Source organism: Flavobacterium selenitireducens (assembly GCF_014748335.1).
GTDB classification, from domain to species: Bacteria; Bacteroidota; Bacteroidia; order Flavobacteriales; family Flavobacteriaceae; genus Flavobacterium; species Flavobacterium selenitireducens.
Window position 1 is genome coordinate 130,128 of record NZ_JAAVIY010000001.1, and the last position, 18,017, is coordinate 148,144.

At 49.9% G+C, this 18,017-nt stretch carries 17 protein-coding genes; 3 read left to right on the plus strand and 14 right to left on the minus strand.

Annotated features, from left to right (window positions below; all coding sequences use genetic code 11):
- Window positions 1-3 precede the first annotated feature (3 nt).
- The 3 genes from HC229_RS00575 (at window position 4) to HC229_RS00585 (ending at window position 5,064) form a co-directional block, all read left to right on the plus strand.
- Window positions 4-1,980 (plus strand): alpha-ketoacid dehydrogenase subunit alpha/beta, encoded by a 1,977-nt coding sequence (locus tag HC229_RS00575; protein ID WP_191018493.1) that lies wholly within the window; start codon window positions 4-6, stop codon window positions 1,978-1,980.
- A gap of 205 nt (window positions 1,981-2,185) precedes the next feature.
- Entirely contained in the window at window positions 2,186-3,328 is a 1,143-nt protein-coding gene (locus HC229_RS00580) for a methionine aminotransferase (protein WP_191018494.1), read from the plus strand.
- A 272-nt stretch (window positions 3,329-3,600) separates the two neighbouring features.
- Window positions 3,601-5,064, plus strand: a complete 1,464-nt coding sequence (locus HC229_RS00585) for a glycoside hydrolase family 130 protein (protein WP_191018495.1) — start codon at window positions 3,601-3,603, stop codon at window positions 5,062-5,064.
- Between the two features lie 68 nt (window positions 5,065-5,132).
- Here HC229_RS00585 and HC229_RS00590 read toward each other — a convergent pair whose 3' ends face one another.
- From HC229_RS00590 to HC229_RS00655, 14 genes are all read right to left on the minus strand, one after another.
- On the minus strand, window positions 5,133-5,417 hold the full coding sequence (locus HC229_RS00590) for a hypothetical protein (RefSeq protein ID WP_191018496.1): 285 nt from the start codon (window positions 5,415-5,417) through the stop codon (window positions 5,133-5,135).
- A gap of 18 nt (window positions 5,418-5,435) precedes the next feature.
- Window positions 5,436-5,618, minus strand: coding sequence for a hypothetical protein (locus tag HC229_RS00595; RefSeq protein WP_191018497.1), 183 nt, complete (start codon window positions 5,616-5,618; stop codon window positions 5,436-5,438).
- Window positions 5,619-5,887: 269 nt separating this feature from the next.
- The gene (locus HC229_RS00600; RefSeq protein ID WP_191018498.1) at window positions 5,888-6,130 is read right to left on the minus strand and encodes a hypothetical protein; all 243 of its coding nucleotides are present in this window, start codon (window positions 6,128-6,130) and stop codon (window positions 5,888-5,890) included.
- A gap of 136 nt (window positions 6,131-6,266) precedes the next feature.
- A complete protein-coding gene (locus tag HC229_RS00605; RefSeq protein WP_191018499.1) occupies window positions 6,267-6,437 on the minus strand; it encodes a hypothetical protein in 171 nt (56 codons plus the stop codon).
- A gap of 144 nt (window positions 6,438-6,581) precedes the next feature.
- Complete coding sequence (locus HC229_RS00610) at window positions 6,582-7,331, minus strand: maleate cis-trans isomerase family protein (protein ID WP_269808146.1); 750 nt, start codon at window positions 7,329-7,331, stop codon at window positions 6,582-6,584.
- A 187-nt stretch (window positions 7,332-7,518) separates the two neighbouring features.
- A complete protein-coding gene (locus tag HC229_RS00615) occupies window positions 7,519-8,436 on the minus strand; it encodes a fumarylacetoacetate hydrolase family protein (protein ID WP_191018500.1) in 918 nt (305 codons plus the stop codon).
- Window positions 8,437-8,544: 108 nt separating this feature from the next.
- Window positions 8,545-8,910, minus strand: a complete 366-nt coding sequence (locus HC229_RS00620; protein ID WP_191018501.1) for a nuclear transport factor 2 family protein — start codon at window positions 8,908-8,910, stop codon at window positions 8,545-8,547.
- Between the two features lie 61 nt (window positions 8,911-8,971).
- Window positions 8,972-10,087 carry a cupin domain-containing protein gene (locus tag HC229_RS00625; RefSeq protein ID WP_191018502.1) on the minus strand — a complete coding sequence of 372 codons (1,116 nt, stop codon included), beginning with the start codon at window positions 10,085-10,087 and terminating at the stop codon, window positions 8,972-8,974.
- A gap of 71 nt (window positions 10,088-10,158) precedes the next feature.
- Window positions 10,159-11,550 carry a serine hydrolase gene (locus HC229_RS00630; protein ID WP_191018503.1) on the minus strand — a complete coding sequence of 464 codons (1,392 nt, stop codon included), beginning with the start codon at window positions 11,548-11,550 and terminating at the stop codon, window positions 10,159-10,161.
- 52 nt (window positions 11,551-11,602) lie between these two features.
- On the minus strand, window positions 11,603-12,907 hold the full coding sequence (locus HC229_RS00635) for an APC family permease (protein ID WP_191018504.1): 1,305 nt from the start codon (window positions 12,905-12,907) through the stop codon (window positions 11,603-11,605).
- 269 nt (window positions 12,908-13,176) lie between these two features.
- Window positions 13,177-14,154: a carbon-nitrogen hydrolase family protein gene (locus HC229_RS00640; protein ID WP_191018505.1), complete on the minus strand. Its 978-nt coding sequence runs from the start codon at window positions 14,152-14,154 to the stop codon at window positions 13,177-13,179.
- A 17-nt stretch (window positions 14,155-14,171) separates the two neighbouring features.
- Complete coding sequence (locus tag HC229_RS00645; RefSeq protein WP_191018506.1) at window positions 14,172-14,600, minus strand: acyl-CoA thioesterase; 429 nt, start codon at window positions 14,598-14,600, stop codon at window positions 14,172-14,174.
- A gap of 178 nt (window positions 14,601-14,778) precedes the next feature.
- A complete protein-coding gene (locus HC229_RS00650; RefSeq protein WP_191018507.1) occupies window positions 14,779-16,362 on the minus strand; it encodes an FMN-binding glutamate synthase family protein in 1,584 nt (527 codons plus the stop codon).
- On the minus strand, window positions 16,359-17,963 hold the full coding sequence (locus HC229_RS00655) for an AMP-binding protein (RefSeq protein WP_191018508.1): 1,605 nt from the start codon (window positions 17,961-17,963) through the stop codon (window positions 16,359-16,361). Before HC229_RS00655 ends, HC229_RS00650 begins: the two co-directional genes overlap by 4 nt.
- Window positions 17,964-18,017: the final 54 nt, after the last annotated feature.

An 18,017-nucleotide genomic window follows, 5' to 3' on the forward strand; every position in this document is an offset into this window, starting at 1 on the left:
ACGATGAATTTCGAACGCCGTAACCTCACCGACGACCAACTGCTCGACCTTTACAAACGTTTGCTTAAACCTCGTCTCATCGAGGAAAAAATGCTGATCCTGATCCGTCAGGGAAAAGTCTCGAAATGGTTCTCGGGAATTGGGCAGGAAGCGATTTCGTGCGGGATTACCGCTGTCCTGGAAAAGGACGAATACATTTTGCCGATGCACCGCAACCTCGGTGTTTTCACGGGACGCGACATACCTTTATACAGACTGTTCTCCCAATGGCAGGGCAAGGCGTCCGGATTTACGAAAGGCCGTGACCGATCTTTTCATTTCGGGACGCAAGAGTATAAGATCATCGGGATGATTTCCCACCTCGGCCCTCAATTGGGTGTCGCCGACGGAATTGCATTGGCCAACCGACTCAAGAAGAACGGAAAAGTAACCGCGGTTTTTACGGGTGAAGGCGCGACTTCTGAAGGCGACTTTCACGAAGCGCTCAACATCGCCGCCGTTTGGGATTTGCCCGTACTGTTCATCATTGAAAACAACGGCTACGGATTGTCTACTCCGACCAACGAGCAGTACCGATGTGAAAACCTGGCTGACAAAGGCGTAGGCTATGGAATGGAAGCCCATATCCTCGACGGCAACAATATACTTGAGATATTTAATGAACTGAGCGAGATCGTCGAATCGATGCGAACCAATCCGCGCCCGGTCCTCATCGAATTCAAAACGTTTCGCATGCGAGGACACGAGGAAGCCAGCGGCACTAAATACGTTCCACAGGAATTGATGGACATGTGGGCTGAAAAAGACCCGGTCGACAACTTCAGGCGTTACCTATTGAAACAAAACATACTGCGAGCCGACAAGGATGAACAGTGGCGTGAAGAAATACGTAAAGAGATCGACGACAACCTGTTGATCGCCAATACAGAAGCGGAAATAAAGGCAAGTTACGAACAGGAAATTGGGGACGTCTACGCGCCTTATGAATTTGAGGATGTAAAGCCGGGTTCCGAAACTGAAAATATACGCTATGTGGACGCGATCGCCCAAGGTTTGCGCCAATCGTTCGAGCGGCATGAAAACCTGGTGATCATGGGCCAGGATATAGCCGAATACGGAGGTGCGTTCAAGATAACGGACGGCTTCGTCGACCTTTTCGGAAAAGACCGCATCAAAAATACGCCAATATGCGAAAGTGCCGTCGTTTCTGCGGGAATGGGGCTTTCGATCAACGGATACAAAGCGATTGTCGAAATGCAGTTCGCCGATTTCGTCTCAACAGGATTCAATCCGATTGTGAATTATCTCGCAAAAGTGCACTATCGTTGGAATGAAAATGCCGATGTCGTGGTGCGCATGCCTTGTGGCGGCGGTACACAGGCCGGGCCTTTCCACTCCCAGACAAACGAGGCATGGTTTACGAAGACGCCGGGCCTGAAAGTGGTCTATCCCGCGTTTCCTTATGACGCAAAAGGACTTTTGACCGCCGCGATCAACGATCCCAACCCGGTAATGTTTTTTGAGCACAAATTGCTTTACAGGAGCGTCTACCAGGACGTACCGACAAATTACTACACATTGCCACTGGGCAAGGCCGCGGTTTTGCGACAAGGAAAGGACGTCACGATCGTCGCTTTTGGAGCAGCCGTGCATTGGGCGCTGGAAACCCTCGACAAGAATCCCGACATTTCCGCCGACCTTATCGACTTGAGAAGCTTGCAGCCGCTAGATACCGAGACGATTTTCGCATCGGTGAAGAAAACCAGCAAGGTGATACTGTTGCAGGAAGACAGTTTGTTTGGAGGCGTCGCCAGTGATTTGGCGGCTATGATCACCGAACATTGCTTTGAATACCTCGACGGACCGGTTCGACGCGTGGCCAGTTTGGATACGCCGATTCCGTTCACGAAAGCTTTAGAGGACCAATATCTGGCGAAAGGTAGGTTTGAGGAAGCGCTAAAGGAATTGGTGGCATATTGATTTAAGGATCGATTCCAGGTTTTCGCGTGGCTTTTACCATGGATTGAACCTATTTTGTCCCCGTACCTGGATTTCGCGGGTTTGGAATTGCGAACACCATTTTGATCTTAGCGGTATTACTCTCAATGGCCGAAGTATGGACTTGATTGACAAACTAAAGCGATCGCGTCCGTAAAATTCGTGAACTTAACGCCAAAGAAGCCTTATGAATTTTAAGTCCAAACTTCCCAATGTCGGGCGCCATATTTTTTCCCACATGACCGCTTTGGCCAACGAATATCACGCGGTAAACCTCTCCCAGGGTTTTCCCGATTTCGATCCCGATCCCGATTTGTTGAAGTTCGTCGGTGAAGCCTTGTCAAAAAACACCAATCAATACGCGCCTATGCCGGGCTTGCCGCAACTTCGAATGCAAATTGCCGCGAAAATGAAATCCGGTTACGATCTCGATATCGATTGGGAAAACGAAATTACGATAGGCACTGGCGCAACCGAAATGATCTTCGCTGCGATCGCGGCGACCGTTTGGCCCGGAGACGAAGTTATTTTGGTCGAGCCTTGTTACGACTGTTACCGCCCGGCTGTAGAAAGCGTAGGAGGGAAGGCAGTCGTTTACAAAATGAAGGCGCCGGAATTCAGAATAGATTGGAAGGCGATTCGGGAGCTGGTCTCTCCAAAAACCAGGATGATTTGCCTTTGCACGCCCAATAATCCCACAGGGAAAGTGTTGGACCAATACGATATGGGCCAACTCATGGCAATTACAGCGGGAACCGATATACTGCTGATGTGCGACGAAGTTTACCAATACATGACCTTTGGCGGCAGGCAGCACCTCAGTCCCTTGCAATTTCCTGGATTGAGGGAACGAACCTTTGCGGCATTCTCGTTTGGAAAAACCTATCACGTAACGGGTTGGAAAGTGGGTTATTGCGTGGCTCCGGCTGCGCTAACGGCGGAACTCCGGAAAGTGCACCAGAATATGACGTATTGCACGAGCCATCCGTTCCAGCATGCCATTGCGCACTATATGGAAAAATCTGATAGTCATTTACAGCTGGCGGCTTTTTTTGAACGCAAACGCGATTTGTTCCTCGAGGCCCTGGGCCAGACGAAGTTCAACGTTCTCGATTGCGATGGCGGCTATTTCCTGTTGTTGGATTATGCGGAGATTTCCGATGAGAACGATTTTGATTTTTGCGTACGGCTGATAAAGGAGTTTGGGATTGCGGCCATCCCGGTTTCACATTTGTATTCGGATTTGCACGACGACAGGCTGATCAGGATTTGCTTCGCGAAGAAAGACGAGACGTTGCTCGAGGCGGCCAGGCGGCTTAAGGCGGTTTGAAAACGATGGATTCCGATGGTGGGTTTCCGGGACGGTGCGCGAGGGATGGAAGCGGTTATCCTTTGTTTTAAGGGCCGGCGAAGCCGGCCCCTAAAACAAAGATAGAAGCGGACAGCCCGACAGCGGCTAGGGTAAATGCGATCAGCTTTTGCCTAGCCGGTGACGCGCCCTTGAAAATAAAATTGCAGATCGCCGTCGCCGTACATTAGCACTTTTTTCACACTTTCCCTATCAATAAATCGTAACTTCGGGAAAACCTCTAAATCACAACTATGCGACTATCGGTAGAACGAAAGGATGTAAAAGTCTATCCTGACCCGAGACGCGTGATCGCCCGTTATTTTTTTAACGGTGAAGAACGCGCGGTTTCCCTCTTAAAAAAAATTATGGCGCTCGATACGGAAACGGTCCAGGCCATCATCCTGCCATTGTTGCAGGACTTTTCAAAACGCCACCGCAACATCACCAAAAAACTTTCTAAACACTGCGAGAAAGTCAAGCCGTATATCATAAAAGCCGGTTTTGATTACAGCCAGCTCAGCGACTACCAGAAGTATTTGATTGGGTCTTATTTCACGCATGAATATTCGATCGAATCGGCTGCGTTTTTCAATCCATCGATTATCATCGATCCCGATCAGAGCCATCTCGAAGAGGGTCAGCAGCGGTTGCTTATCAGTTTCAGGGCGGTGGGCGAAGGCCATATTTCTTCGGTGGTGTTCCGTCGTGCGATGATCGACAAACACAACAACATTATGGTGATTCCGGCGGGAAACTATATTGACGAAGCCGAGAAAATGCACCAGACGATCTACCAGAAAAAACTGTTTCTCAAAAAAGGGGAGGAGGCGGACATCGATCCTGGTTTTCTCAAGGAAGTGGATGAAAAGCTCGAAGATCGGTTCGATTACGAAAGCCTCAAGAAAATCGTGATCGCCGCACGCGAAAAGACCGATGACGAGGAGCGCATTGCACAGTACAAGCAGATCCTGGCGTTGTCCGACAGTTATCGCAAAATCAGTTTTTCAAGAGATACCGATATCAGCGACCGCGTGATTTTCCCGATTTCGGATTTTGAGAGCAAGGGAATCGAGGATGCGCGTTTTGTAAGGTTTATCAAAGAGAACGGCCAAGTCATTTATTACGCGACTTATACTGCATACGACGGCGCCCACATCATGCCGAAATTGTTGCAGACGACGGACTTTTACGATTTCAAGACTTCTCCTCTCAACGGTGACGGCGCCAAGAACAAAAATCTCGCTTTGTTCCCGAGAAAGATCAACGGGAAATTTGCGATGCTCTCGCGTATCGACGGATGGAACAATTACCTGATGTATTCGGACAATATCAACATCTGGGACAATCCTGTAAAGATACAGTCACCGGAATATTCGTGGGAATTGGTACAAATCGGAAATTGCGGTTCGCCAATCGAGACGCCTCACGGCTGGCTTGTGATCACGCACGCGGTCGGGCCGATGCGCCGCTATTGCATTGGAGCATCGCTGTTGGACATCGACAACCCTGAAAAGGAAATAGGCAGGCTCAAAGAACCGCTGATCATGCCCAATCCCGACGAACGCGAGGGTTATGTGCCTAATGTCGTATACTCGTGTGGCTCATTCGTCCACAATGGCGACCTGATCATTCCGTATGGACTTAGCGACCACAGCTCGGGATTTGCTTCGGTGAACCTGAATTTACTGTTGGATCGCTTGGTCAAAGGTGGTTGACCAGCTGTCAAATTAAAAATTAGTGCAAAAAAAAGCCCCGAGACTTGATCCCGGGGCTTTTCTTATTTTCAGACGTTAAAATCGCCGTCGAATTTTCCTGCTTTATCCACTTCTTCATCGGTCGCATTTTTATCGTACGTACGCGTGAAAGTTGGTGTGTGATTGCGGGCATTGTGGTTGGTGGCGGCATTGCTTTGCGCAATCGCGTCGTTTTGGTCTACGTTGCTGTTTTCTGTATCGTCATATTTGTGAAAGTCGTCCGTATCGTCGAAACTTTCATCTTTGTCGTAAGTTGACGCGTCTTGGTTGAGTTCCGGGTCGTCGATATTTCTTTTTTTGTCATCTGCATTCATGGCTATCGTTTTTTAAGGTTAGACGTCGCTTCGTTTAAAGCCGGGCTTGTCGGTTTGGTTCGGATCGGTATCGGGATCCTCCTGGATTGTTTGGGACTCTCCTTCAGGACGCGGAAAACCGGTCGTGTTCACTTCTGAATCAAGATCGAGATCCGTTTTGGGAGCGCGCTCATCGTTTTTATTTTGGTTTCGCTTTTCCATGATATAAGGTTTTATGTTCAAATGTCGGAAACCGGGAAATCAAATCCTTACACCATCCGCATTTAGAATTGCACGATTCAGCATCATAAAAAAAACCGCTCATTGAGCGGTTGTAGGTTAGAATCTGCCGAGCAGCCAATATACGATGATAAAGACGATAATAAAGCCGAAGCATCCGCCTCCTAATTTCTTGGCCGTGAATCCGGCGATGATGGTTTTGAAAAATCCGTTCATTTTGGTTTGTTATTTAGGTTGTGGTTTGAGATTCGCTATTCCATTCCGTGATCGTTCTTGTGCGGATCGACATTTTGTCGCTTGTCGTCGAATTCGCCCTCGGTCGTCAAACGTCCCTTAGCATCGTAATTCTCGTCATTGGTCAACGTCTCGTCATGCTCTTTGTACTCGTGTTTGCGAGTGGCGTTGCGAACGTTGTCTGGGTTGCGCTGGTTCGAATGGTCGTAGTTTTTTTGTCCGTCGTGGCGATTTTGCCCGTCTTTGTTTACAGTTCCCATAGTAGTTGTGTTTTTTGTTGATATAAAAGTAAGCGAGATCAGCTGGAAGATGTTATGCAGTTTTCATCAAACCTTTCAACTTTTCGCAAAAAAAAGCCGGCCTTTGCGGGCCAGCTTCTCTCGTGGTTGTTGTTTCTTAGCGGTTGTTATCGTTTAGGAGAGCGAAGTACATCTCGTTCGGATCGTAATCGAGGTCGTAATCCTGCTCGTCGCTGTCTTCCTCGTACCCGTTGTTGATTCGGATGATGTTGTCGAAATCTTCGTTTGCGTTGTAATCGATGTCAAAGTTGTTGTAGTTTGTCTCCATGGTAGTAGCTTTTTGTGTGCTTGACAAAATTGCCGAAAACGTTTTAGAGATGTCTTACAAAATTTTCACACTGGATTACACAATTTCCGATATCGGTTTACGGAGTTGCGATTTATCCGAAGTTCCGGTAAATCACGATTCGCTCTAATAGCTTCCGCTCAACAGCCTTCCGCCAATTGGAGCTTTTGCCTCTATCCCGAGTTTCTTCATCATTTCGTATGTCGTGCAGACTGCGGCAGAAGTGACCGGAATTCCAATCTCTTTTTCCAATAGATCAATTGCTTCGAGCGAAGGCATCTGCACACAGGCCGAGGCGACCAGCACGTCGACGCCGGTAAGATCGAGTCGTTTGTAGATTTCAAGCAAGTTCATAGGATCCTGTGCGGCGACCTCGAGATTGTCAGGAATTTCAAGCGCGATCGAGTCCACGACTTCAAAGCCCTGATGTTCGATGTAATCCACGACGAGATCCGTCAACGGACGCATATAGGGCGTGATTACCGCGACTTTTTTTGCGTTCAGCACGTTAAGCCCGTTTATCAGGGCTCCGGCGCTCGTCACGATTGGCGTCGGAAAGTCATTGGCGATGGTCTCCTGGTGGAGATTAACTTCGGAAACACAGTGATAGCCGCGCCCCATGCTCATGATGGCCACAAGGCAAGCGTAGCCCATCACGTCTACGTGTGCGTCCGATAACTCCTGTGCGCATTTGAGGCTCATCGCGTCCATCGCTTCCAATTCCTCTTTCGTCACTTTTTTCATTCGCATCCGGCTCGAATGGAACGTGAAGCGCTCCGGCAAAATGGTTTCACGGGAGCGGAAAAGCGCGGGAATTTCAGTCTCCATCGTAACGTTCGACGATGGCACGATCTGGCCGATTCGGTATTTTTTCATTTCTAAATTACATTATTTATGCGCCATTCACAGGTTTTCACGCAGTTCAGGCTGGCGTTCATTCAGTTTGGTAATTGTCCTTTTTTCACAGTTGATGCGTTGATTATCCGTATCAATCGCCTTTCGAGTTACGTTGGATTGACTTCCCTTGATTTCCCGGCTCGAAGCGTTGTCGCCCCGGTAACCGTCAATCGCGAACCAGTTTCCTGACCGTGTTGACAAGCGTTCCGATTTTTTCCACGGTCGCTTCCACGACGTCGCCGTCCCACATCCATTCCTGCGGATCGCGGCCGGCACCGACTCCGGCGGGCGTTCCCGTTGCGATGATATCACCGGGCTCAAGCGTGAACACTTCGCTCAAATCTGCGATAAGCGCCGGAATGTCGAACAACATGAACTTCGTATTCGAGTTTTGTTTCTCAACGCCGTTGACTTGGAGTGAAAGTTGGAGATCATGAGGGTTATCGATCTCGTCCTTCGTCACTAGAAACGGGCCCATCGGGGCAAACGTATCTTGTCCTTTCGAAACGATCCATTGTCCGGCACGACGGCAATCGCGGGCCGAAATGTCGTTGATCACCGTATATCCGAAAACATAGTCCATCGCATTTTCACGGCTTATATATTTTGCCTTTTTACCGATGATCACCGCGAGTTCGACTTCCCAATCGAGTTGTTTCGTGAGGTTTTCATTGTGGATGATGTCCGTATTGGTGGCCGTTACGGTAGTGGGCGGCTTCGAAAAGATAACGGGCTTCTGCGGAAGTGCATTGTCCGTATCGAGGGTTCGCGCACTTTCCGCTACGTGTTCGGTATAGTTCAATCCGATGCCGATGATATTCTTTCGCGGTCTCGGAATCGGGGCCAGCAAAGTAATTTCGTCTTTGGGCAGCGAGCTCGAGGCGATCGTGTTTTCGCTCGACTGTTTGATCGCGTCCTCGATTTTCTTGAGTTCGGCACTTCCGCCGTCGATGATGTCGAGAATTGATTTCGGAAATGTGATATTGAGCTTAAAGCCCAGTGTTTCGAGGTCAAGTATGACGTCGCCTTGCACGACTCCGACTTTTTGGCCCGAGCCGTTTGTGGTATAAGTAGCTAATTTCAAATTGATTGTTCATTATTGGTGTGCCATTCGTCGATCGAAATAGCTTAGCGGTCGAGCGGAAGCCTCACATCGCAAATCGACATCACCATCATTATTAATTATTCATTATTAGTTAGAAACGCAACCTCCGCCAATAACCTTCAACTGTCCGCCGAAATCTTTCCAAACCCGTATGTAATGAAATTCTCCCGAGAGCGGCTGCCCCAGCATCGTACCACTTGCGTTGAGTTTTACGTTCGAGATCGCGCAGTCGCCAATTATCGATATCGGGCCCTGCTCGAAATCTGCTTTTTCAAGGATCATCGCTTTCGACCCGTGGGCGTCGAGATCGGTTTTCTTATCGACAGTCGCGCCGTTCGGAAGCAGGAAGATCAGCCGGTCGTGTAACAGCCGGTCCAAGTTGTTCACGTCGCTTGACTTCATGGCCTGCAATAAATCCTGTTCGGCAATCAAAACACTGTTTATGTCGATCATTTGTATTCGTAGTTATCGTAAGTTAGGTTTAGTCAATACCTTAGCCAATTTTGGCAGTGAATCAGTCGTTGCGCAATAATTGAAATCCATCATTCTCCAAATATTCGCGCTGTTGGAACAGTCCCAAAGCCTCGATTGTAGGCAGGTCGTGAAACGAAAACAGGCAGGCATCCTCGGTTTGGGACAGGTTGACGTGTTCGTGCCATGCCCAGCTCGGGACACAGAAAATATCGCGTTCCTTCCATTCGTAGCGCCTACCGTCAATTATCGAATAACCATGCCCTTTTGCGCATTGATAAACGAAAGACCCGGTGTGTTTGTGCGCTTTGCCTTTAAAACCCGGACGCAGCAATTGCATCGAGGCACCCATAGTCTGCATGACATGGCCACCGGTAAGCGGATTGGTATAATGCATGCGGATGCCGTCGACCGGGCAATCTTCGGTCACTTTCGCAGCCTCGGTAAGGGTCGGATACACATCTTTCCAGGCATACTTGAAAAGAGGGGAATACGGCTTGTCCCAATCGTGCGCAGACGGACGCAAACCCGCCCCGGAATAGGAAACCGGCAGGAAATTGGTTGGTGCCTTGAGCGGCTGTTTCCCGTCGAACACCGCATAATCGTTCGCTTCCAGAGCGTTGACAAGCGGAATATCGAGGCCATCCTGCCAGATACACGTCTTCCCAAGAGGATCGCAACCGTGTTCGTGCCATGCGGAGTTCGGCGTAATCACAAAATCGTTGACTTCGAACGTTACCTTGTTTCCGTCCACGACCGTATAGCCGCCTTCGCCCTCCATGATGAAACGCAGGGCGGAGGCCCGATGGCGGTGAGCCGATGTGCTCTCTCCCGGTCGCGTCACCTGTATTCCGGTATACAACCAGCCGACGGCCGCCGAAACGTCACGTCGCTTGTCGTTGACCAGGTAGACGACGCGTCGCCCGGCCTGTTCTGGTGTGACCAGTTCTGAGGATTTAAGTACAAGCTCGCGCAACTCATCGTACTTCCACAACATAGGAATTGAGTTGGCGCGTGGTTCCCAAGGCTCGATATCGTTGGCAACCGTCCACAAAGCGCCGGCTCCGAGCGTTTCCAACTCTTTGTAGTAGGCCTCGAGTTCGGGCGTATCGGTAACGCGGGCGCGGCCTAAAACGTCGTCGGAATGTTTTGCGTCCATAAGAAGATGTTTGTCTCCAAACTTACGATTCCTGATGCTACTACGCAATCGTTTTCTTTAGATTTGCGACATCAGTTGACACGTTTGGCAACGACGGAGTTCCCGTTCTGCAACAACATGGCCCCGGCAATTTCGCCCGCCTCGTTCTTTTCGAACTTGATTTGGGCATCGACGATCTTCAGGAAAAACAATACGTCGCTTTCGGCAAAAATAGGAAAGGCGTCCTGTCCCGGCAGTTGCGTAAAAAGTTGGTTGTCCTTCAAGGAAATGACCATTTCGAAACCTTTCTGCACTTCATACGAGCCGACGAATTTTTGGAGCTGGTCCAAACCAAGCGCGATTTCCTGTCTTGTTTTGACGCTTTCGAGCGGTTTGCCGTAGAGAATGTTCCGGATCGATTTTATAGGGACTTTGACTCCTTCGTGGTTTTGGAGGGCGATGATGGTCTTATCGTGGTCGAGATGTCGATCGATATAGGTCACATAACCTGGCCAGCCGCCGCTGTGATTGGCCAGTTTTCCGAAATCCGGATTGTCGTCTACAAAAAATCCCATTCCGTATTTGGTTTTGGAATTGTCGCTCAACGTGCCCGCCTCGAAAAGTTGCTTCATGCCGTTTTCAGAAAGCAATTTGTTGGTGTACAAAGCGCGGTCCCATTTGAGCAGGTCATTTACAGTGGAGTTCACCGTTCCGTCGCCGACAATGCCGTCGAGCCAGACCACGTAATTGTTTTCCGGGGAATCATCGGGAAGGATGTATTTTTTGGCACTTTTCGAATATACGTACCCAAAGGCGTAATGCGCTACTTTTCTCGGCTGGAAACGCCTGTTGTAGACAAATGTGTTTTTCATCTGCAACGGCTTGAAAATGCTGGCGGCCAAATAGTCCCCAAAACTTTTTCCCGAGGTTTTTTCTATGATCGAACCAAGCAATGCATAGCCGGTGTTACTGTATTCGAACTTCGTATTGGGCTTGAAAACGACGGCCGGCTTGTGTTTGGCGAAAACGGCGATGATGTCTTTGTTGGAGACGATCTTGGTCTTGTCGGATAAACTGTCCATCAAGTTCATGTAGTCGGGCAGGCCACCGGTGTGATGCAAGAGGTTCCTGACGGTTATGCCCTTGTAGTGGGAAAGTTCGGGCAGGTACGTTGAAAAATCGTCATCGAGATTCAGTTTGCCTTTTTCACTGAGTATCATGATTGCCATGGCGGTAAACTGCTTGGAGACCGACGCCAGTTCGAAAATCGAATTCTCGTCGAGCTTTTCGTTTGTGCGTTCATTGGCAAGCCCGAACGATTTCTTGTAGATCACATTGCCTTTTTCCGCCACGAGGAAATTCCCGTTAATGCTTTTTTCGGCGTACAAAGCGTTGAGCAAGCTGTCAATCTTGGCAACCCTGTCCTGGGCGCCGGCAAACTGGGTGAACAGCAAAAGGGCCGTCCAAATTCTGATTGTCTTCATGTTTTGTAATGTGGTTTGGTTCGGGCAATCTACGCGTTTTTTCCCGGATTCTTCAGCGTTTGAGCATTCTGAAAACGGGATAGGAAAGGGCCGCTATCATCGCAATGACCAAGGCGCTGCGGTGATCGCTTAGTGTAAATCCGACGAGCAGCGCCAATGAGATCGCTACCAGGATGATGGCCGTAAACGGATAGCCCCAGGCTTTGAACGGACGAAGGAGATGCGGTTCGGAAATGCGCAACCTGATCAACGAACAATAGGCTAATCCCCATACGATCACAGACATGAACGTCGCCAGTGCGAACAATACTTCAAATGATCCGACCACGACCAGAACGAAGGTAAACGCCGACGAAGCGACCAAAGCCACGATGGGCGTTCCGCCGGAATTGACGCGCGTTCCCGATTTGATGAAAAAACCATCGCGGCTCAAGCCATACAAAATCCTCGGCGGGATCATCAGGAATGCATTCAGTATCCCGATGATCGAAAATACAGCGATCACCGTTACGATTTTCGACCCTTTGTCGCCAAAGACCGTCCGGGCCACATCTGAGGCCGCCAGGGTGGAATCTGCCATTTCAGAGGCGGGAAGTACATGCAGGAAGGCCATGTTGATCAATGCGTAGATCACGATTACGATGATGGCGCCCGTATAAAGTGACCTCGGGATGTTTTGGCTCGGATTCTCGTCTTCTTCGGCAAAAAAACAGATTGCGTACCAGCCGTCGTAAGCGCCCAACACCATCTGCAACGATTTTATGAACCCGATGACAAGTCCGGCTGAGGCCACTTTTGCATCCACTTCGACAGACTCGGCTTTCACGCCCGAATACAGGAAGCAGGCGGCGATCAATCCGACAAAGAACACTACTTTGATCACGCTCGTGATTTGCTGGACGACGCTGCCATTCTTCACGCCGCTTGCGTGCAGCAACGTAAAACCAAGCAGAAAGGCGACGGCGACAATCGTCTTTACCGATTGGGTTTCGGGAAAAAGGATGGCGATATACTCACTGATCACGATACAAAAAAACGAAGGCGCGATGGCGTTCGTGATATAGTCGAACCATCCGGACAGGAATCCGGCATAATCGCCGAACGCGCGCTTGATGTAATTATAGGAACCGCCTGCTTTGGGAATCGACGTTGCCAATTCCGCATACGCACCGCAACCGAGCAAAATGTAAAGCCCGCCCAAAAGCCAGCACGATACGATAAGCCCGCTGCTGTCGAGATGCGTGGCGATCTCTCCGGGCGTTCGCAAAATCCCGACGCCTATCGTCCCACCCACGAAAATCGCGATCCCGAATCCGAGACCGAGGACTTTCCTAAGTTTGTTGTCTGTCTGGCTCACGTTGTATTTATTTGGTGAAGTAAACTTTGCTGATTTCCGTCCTTGATGTGGTAGAACGCAATGACTTCCACATTTCCGTCTCAGAATTCCACGCTTCCTTTGTCGATCACAATATTTCCATAGGACGATACGCCCGAGGATTCCCTAGTGTTTACGCGTCGGTTCCCGTGGCGATCACGACGTCCGCATCAGATAACTTCTTAATATTCCGCGACACCGTTTCATTGAGGCGTTTCAATGCAGGCAATCAGCGGAAGTGCGCCTATGTATTAACTAGCCTGATTGTCAAAACCATCCACAAACGTGATCTTTTTCGTCGGCGCTATGTTTACCCTCAAATCGAATATGTCGAATCGGTTGTAATGTCCGAGGATGTCGTGCATTTGCTTGGGTTGTATGCATTTTGACAAGTCGATTTCCGCATACGCTATGCCTTCCACATCAATCAGCGGTTCGCCTATCACCGCTCCATTCGGTCCTATGAAACCTGAAAACGCCGAGCTTTTGCGCGTCAGCAGCTCCTGCGCGTTGGGGACATTACCCTTCATGGCGTCTATGATTTCCCCGGAGATCGTCGAACACGAGACGATCGTGAACAATTTCCCTTCAAAAGAATGTGCCGCCGCGCGAATCTTGATCGCCTCGGCCATATCGTAGTCGGGTGGGGCAACGGGAAGCGAAATGTAGTTGGCGATATGGACCAGCTCTCCCTGCGCCAGCAAAGAGAAACGCGCCAACGTATTCGTGTTTTCGCCGCAGGCAAGCGTTCCTATCGGGCCGACCTCTGTCTTATAAACTTTTAGGGAAGAGCCGTCGCCGGACGTCCAGGTCAGCTTTTCCGCCCAGGTCGGCACCAGTTTGCGATGCTTTCCGATAAGGTTGCCCAGATTGTCGATAATCAAATTCGTGTTGTAAATCTCCCCGAAACTCTCGCCCCGCTCATTGATGCCAATGACAACGTGAATGTCGAACTGTTTTGCCGCATCGTAGATTTTCTGCATGTCCGCACCAAAAACGTCAACGGAATTCCGATACAGTTTTTCATACCAAACGCTGCCCTGAACCGGCGTCATGATCCAATTCCAGTATGGGTAACCTGAAATAAAAACTTCCGGGAATGCGATGAGTTTTGCCCCGTTTGACGCCGCTTCGGCTATCATTGCGACTGCCTTTTCCACGGTTTTTCCTACGTTGAGATAGACAGGAGCGGTTTGTACGGTGGCGGCTTTGAACTTTGGAAAATCCATTGTGTTGCGTATTTGAATTAGGAATTTTGGATCAGGAAACCTGAGATTCTTTCACGAGTGTCATCGGTGAACGCGACGGCTTTGATCTGTTCTGATGTTTTGTCAAGACCGACGTTTACGAGCGTCACCTCTCCGTCAAGGCAGATGCTGTCGTCGGCCTTCCGGAACTCGAAGCCACAATTTATCGAAGCGCTGCCGAGGTTTTTTACCCAAAGCGCCTTCGATAGTTCGTCCCCGATGCGCGCCGGCTGCCTGAACTGGACTTTCAAATCGACCGTCGGAATCCCGTTGGTCTGATGTATTTCGGCGAACGGGCGATCGAGTTCTTCCCCGAACCAATCCTCGACGAGATCGTTGAGCATTTCGAGGAATCTCGGATAAAATACGATTCCCGCGAAATCCACGTGTTTGAACCGGACCGTTTCTTTTTTCTGGAATTTTTTCATTTTATTTTTGGCAGGCATTTCCGGCTTTCCGCTTCAATCTTTTGCCCAACCTCAAAGGTTTTACTCCGCTGCGCTCCATACGATTCGGTGCGCCTTGGGTTAGAAAACCTTCGAGGTTTCCGCAAAAGGATTTCCGCTGCAATCCGGGCTGCGATTATGTTTTAAGTTCAACTTTCATTTAAAAACGCTCACTCGAGGCCTTCTTCCAATCGTAAAAGAAACGGTCCGGGACCGTCTCGGCAGCAAGCATGCAACCCGTTTTCAATTCGGGAAACAGCTCGGCGAACGTCCGGATGTTGATCTTGTCGATCCTCATGCTCACGACGTCCCGTCCCACTTTGTCCGGATGGTCGATGCCCGCCGAAGCCATCAATTCCATAGCCGATTTCACCGTCTCGTGCTGGTAGCGGGAAACGCGGACGCTTTTCAAATCGGGATCGAGCCCCGCCACGAGCTTCGGATCTTGAGTGGCGACTCCGGTAGGGCAGGTATTGGCATGACATTGCAGCGCTTGTATGCAACCCAGGGCAAACATCATCCCGCGGGCGGAGTTGCAAAGGTCGGCGCCCATCGAAAGCGCACGGATGATGTCGAAACCACTGATGATTTTACCGCTGGCAATGATCTTGATCTGGTCCTTGATCCCGAATCCGTTAAGGCAATCGTAGACAAATGCCAGGGCGTCGCGCAACGGCATTCCCACATGGTCGGAATATTCGATGGGAGCGGCGCCGGTTCCGCCTTCGCCACCGTCTACGGTAATGAAGTCGAAGTAGGTTTTGGTCTCGACCATCGCCTTGCAGATTGCAATGAACTCGGACTTGTTGCCGATGCAAATTTTCATCCCCACCGGTTTTCCTCCGGATAAATGCCGCAGCGTCTTCAAAAAATCGATGAGTTCCAACGGTGTCTTAAACGCCGAGTGTTTCGGAGGGGAAATGATATCGTCTCCTTTCTTGACCAGGCGTATCGCGGCAATTTCGTCCGTCACTTTTTCCTTCGGAAGGATGCCGCCATGACCCGGTTTGGCGCCCTGTGAAAATTTGATCTCGATCATCTTCACGCTTTCTTTATGAGCGCGTTCCGAGAAATGTTCGGGAGAGAAATTGCCATATTCGTCCCGGCAGCTAAAATAGCCTGTTCCCACGTTCCAAACGACGTCGCCACCATTCTCGAGGTGATAGGGTGAAAGCCCGCCTTCTCCGGTATTGTGGAAAAAACCGCCTAATTTTGCGCCCCTGTTCAGCGCGACGATCGCATTCTTGCTCAGCGATCCGTAACTCATCGCACTCACGTTAAAGAGGCTCGCCATATACGGTTTTTCGCATTGGGACGATCCGATCTGCACTTTCGGGTTTTCATCTATGTCCGAAAACGCGATCGCCTTTATGCTGTGGTTGATCCATTGGTAGCCTTCGTCGTACACGTTGAGCTGCGTCCCGAAAGGTTTGGTGTCGAGCTCTTTCTTGCTGCGGGCGTAAACCAGGCCGCGCTGCAAGCGGTCAAACGGGCGCCCGTCTATATCGGTCTCCACGAAATACTGCCTGATTTCCGGCCCTATCGATTCCAAAAGGTAGCGCAACCGCCCGACCAGCGGGAAATTGTGGCGTATGGCGTGCCTGGATTGGTACATGTCGAACAATCCCATGGCGATTAACGGAATGAAGAACACCAATAGAAAAATGAATTTCCAGTTGATGAATGCCAGTATTGCCGTAAGGGTCAAGGCTGTTACGGAAAAAACAAGGAATACTTTTCTCATGCCTGCTTGAGTTTGAATCGTTGGATTTTACCGGTTTCCGTCTTCGGAAGCTGGTCGATAAAGTTAACGATTCTGGGATACTTATATGGAGCGGCCGCCAGTTTGAACCATTCCTGTATATCTTTTGCCTTTTCAGGACCGGCGGTTTCTTTGTCTTTCAACACGATATGGGCACAAACGAGCATGCCGCGTTCTTCATCAGGAAACGACGTCACGGCACATTCTGAGATATCAGGATGCCCGAGCAACACGCTTTCGACTTCGATAGCCGAAATGTTGTAACCCGAAGAGATGATCATATCGTCTCCACGCGCCACAAACCAGAAATAGCCGTCGTCGTCCTGTTTGAAAATGTCGCCGGTGATGTTCCATCCGTTTTCGACATATTCGCGTTGCTTGTCCGGAGCGTTCAGGTATTTGCATCCCGTGATGCCGCGAACAGCAAGACGTCCGGCTTGACCGCTCGGTAAATCATGACCGAGATGATCGACGATTTTTGCTTCATATCCGTTCACGGCAAGCCCCGTGGCGCCAGGTCTCATGTTTTCCTCCGACGAGGATATGAAAATGTGCAGGATTTCCGTAGAGCCAATGCCGTCGATGATTTTCAACCCGGTCGCCTCGAACCAATCTTTCCAGACTTTCAGAGGCAGAGTCTCTCCGGCCGACACGCATTTGCGCAGTGAGGAAATATCGAAATCCTGGACCAAAGGCGTCAGCACGCGGTAAGCCGTCGGAGCCGTGAATACGATCGTGATCTTGTGCTCGGAAATCGCCTTGAGCAACATATCGGGAGTTGGCTTTTCGATGAGGAACGTCGACGACCCGTAATAAAACGGGAACACTACCATGCCGCCAAGACCGAACGTAAAGCCCAGTGGCGGGCTACCCGTAAAAATATCGTCCGGCGTAGGTTGAAGCGAATACTTTGGAAAGGCTTCGCAAATCAGCAGCACATCTTTATGAAAATGAGCGGTCATCTTGGGTTTCCCGGTCGTGCCCGATGTGAATCCGATCAGCGAAATGTCGGTTGCGGATGTTTTAAAATTATCGAAGGCCTTAGGTTTGCCTGCCATCAACCGATTGAGTTCCGCCACCTCATTTTCCTCCGACCCGAAAGTGTAAATCCTCTTAAGGAACCCGGATTGCACGTGTCGCATTTCTTCCGAAAGCCGGAAATCGCAGAGTACGTGCGAAATTTCGGCGCTGTCGCACATCACCGTCAGTTCCTTTTGGCGCAAAAGCGGCATGGTAGCCACAACGATTCCCCCGGCTTTGAGAATACCGAACCAACAGGCGACGAACATTGGGTTGTTCGACGACCTTATCAGCACGCGGTTTCCGGACACGAAATCAACGTCGTCCGTGAGTACGTGCGCAATTTGGTTGGCTTTTTCGAAGAGTTGCCCAAAGGTCCAGCTGCCGTCAAAAGTCCGGATGGCGATTTTGTCGGCATTTCCTTCGCGTATGTGCCGGTCGAGCAGGTAGTCGACACAGTTCAGCACTTCTGAAAACTGAAAATCGCCTTGATCTGGCACTATTTCCGGCATCAATTCTTTTGGAGGAAGATGGTTCTGGGCGAAATGATCTTGATAGGACATTTTGTTATGGTTCGAATTGGCGAATTGTCGGACGTGTCTCCGACGCTCTTGAAT

Bases quoted from the DNA above. Each gene is read 5' to 3' on its own strand.
- HC229_RS00585 (WP_191018495.1), top strand. From the start codon at position 3,601: ATGCGACTATCGGTAGAACGAAAGGATGTAAAAGTCTATCCTGACCCG.
- HC229_RS00620 (WP_191018501.1), bottom strand. From the start codon at position 8,910: ATGATCGACATAAACAGTGTTTTGATTGCCGAACAGGATTTATTGCAG.
- HC229_RS00595 (WP_191018497.1), bottom strand. From the start codon at position 5,618: ATGGAAAAGCGAAACCAAAATAAAAACGATGAGCGCGCTCCCAAAACG.
- HC229_RS00630 (WP_191018503.1), bottom strand. From the start codon at position 11,550: ATGAAGACAATCAGAATTTGGACGGCCCTTTTGCTGTTCACCCAGTTT.
- HC229_RS00655 (WP_191018508.1), bottom strand. From the start codon at position 17,963: ATGTCCTATCAAGATCATTTCGCCCAGAACCATCTTCCTCCAAAAGAA.
- HC229_RS00645 (WP_191018506.1), bottom strand. From the start codon at position 14,600: ATGAAAAAATTCCAGAAAAAAGAAACGGTCCGGTTCAAACACGTGGAT.
- HC229_RS00610 (WP_269808146.1), bottom strand. From the start codon at position 7,331: ATGAAAAAATACCGAATCGGCCAGATCGTGCCATCGTCGAACGTTACG.
- HC229_RS00580 (WP_191018494.1), top strand. From the start codon at position 2,186: ATGAATTTTAAGTCCAAACTTCCCAATGTCGGGCGCCATATTTTTTCC.
- HC229_RS00650 (WP_191018507.1), bottom strand. From the start codon at position 16,362: ATGAGAAAAGTATTCCTTGTTTTTTCCGTAACAGCCTTGACCCTTACG.
- HC229_RS00605 (WP_191018499.1), bottom strand. From the start codon at position 6,437: ATGGAGACAAACTACAACAACTTTGACATCGATTACAACGCAAACGAA.
- HC229_RS00590 (WP_191018496.1), bottom strand. From the start codon at position 5,417: ATGAATGCAGATGACAAAAAAAGAAATATCGACGACCCGGAACTCAAC.
- HC229_RS00575 (WP_191018493.1), top strand. From the start codon at position 4: ATGAATTTCGAACGCCGTAACCTCACCGACGACCAACTGCTCGACCTT.
- HC229_RS00640 (WP_191018505.1), bottom strand. From the start codon at position 14,154: ATGGATTTTCCAAAGTTCAAAGCCGCCACCGTACAAACCGCTCCTGTC.
- HC229_RS00625 (WP_191018502.1), bottom strand. From the start codon at position 10,087: ATGGACGCAAAACATTCCGACGACGTTTTAGGCCGCGCCCGCGTTACC.
- HC229_RS00600 (WP_191018498.1), bottom strand. From the start codon at position 6,130: ATGGGAACTGTAAACAAAGACGGGCAAAATCGCCACGACGGACAAAAA.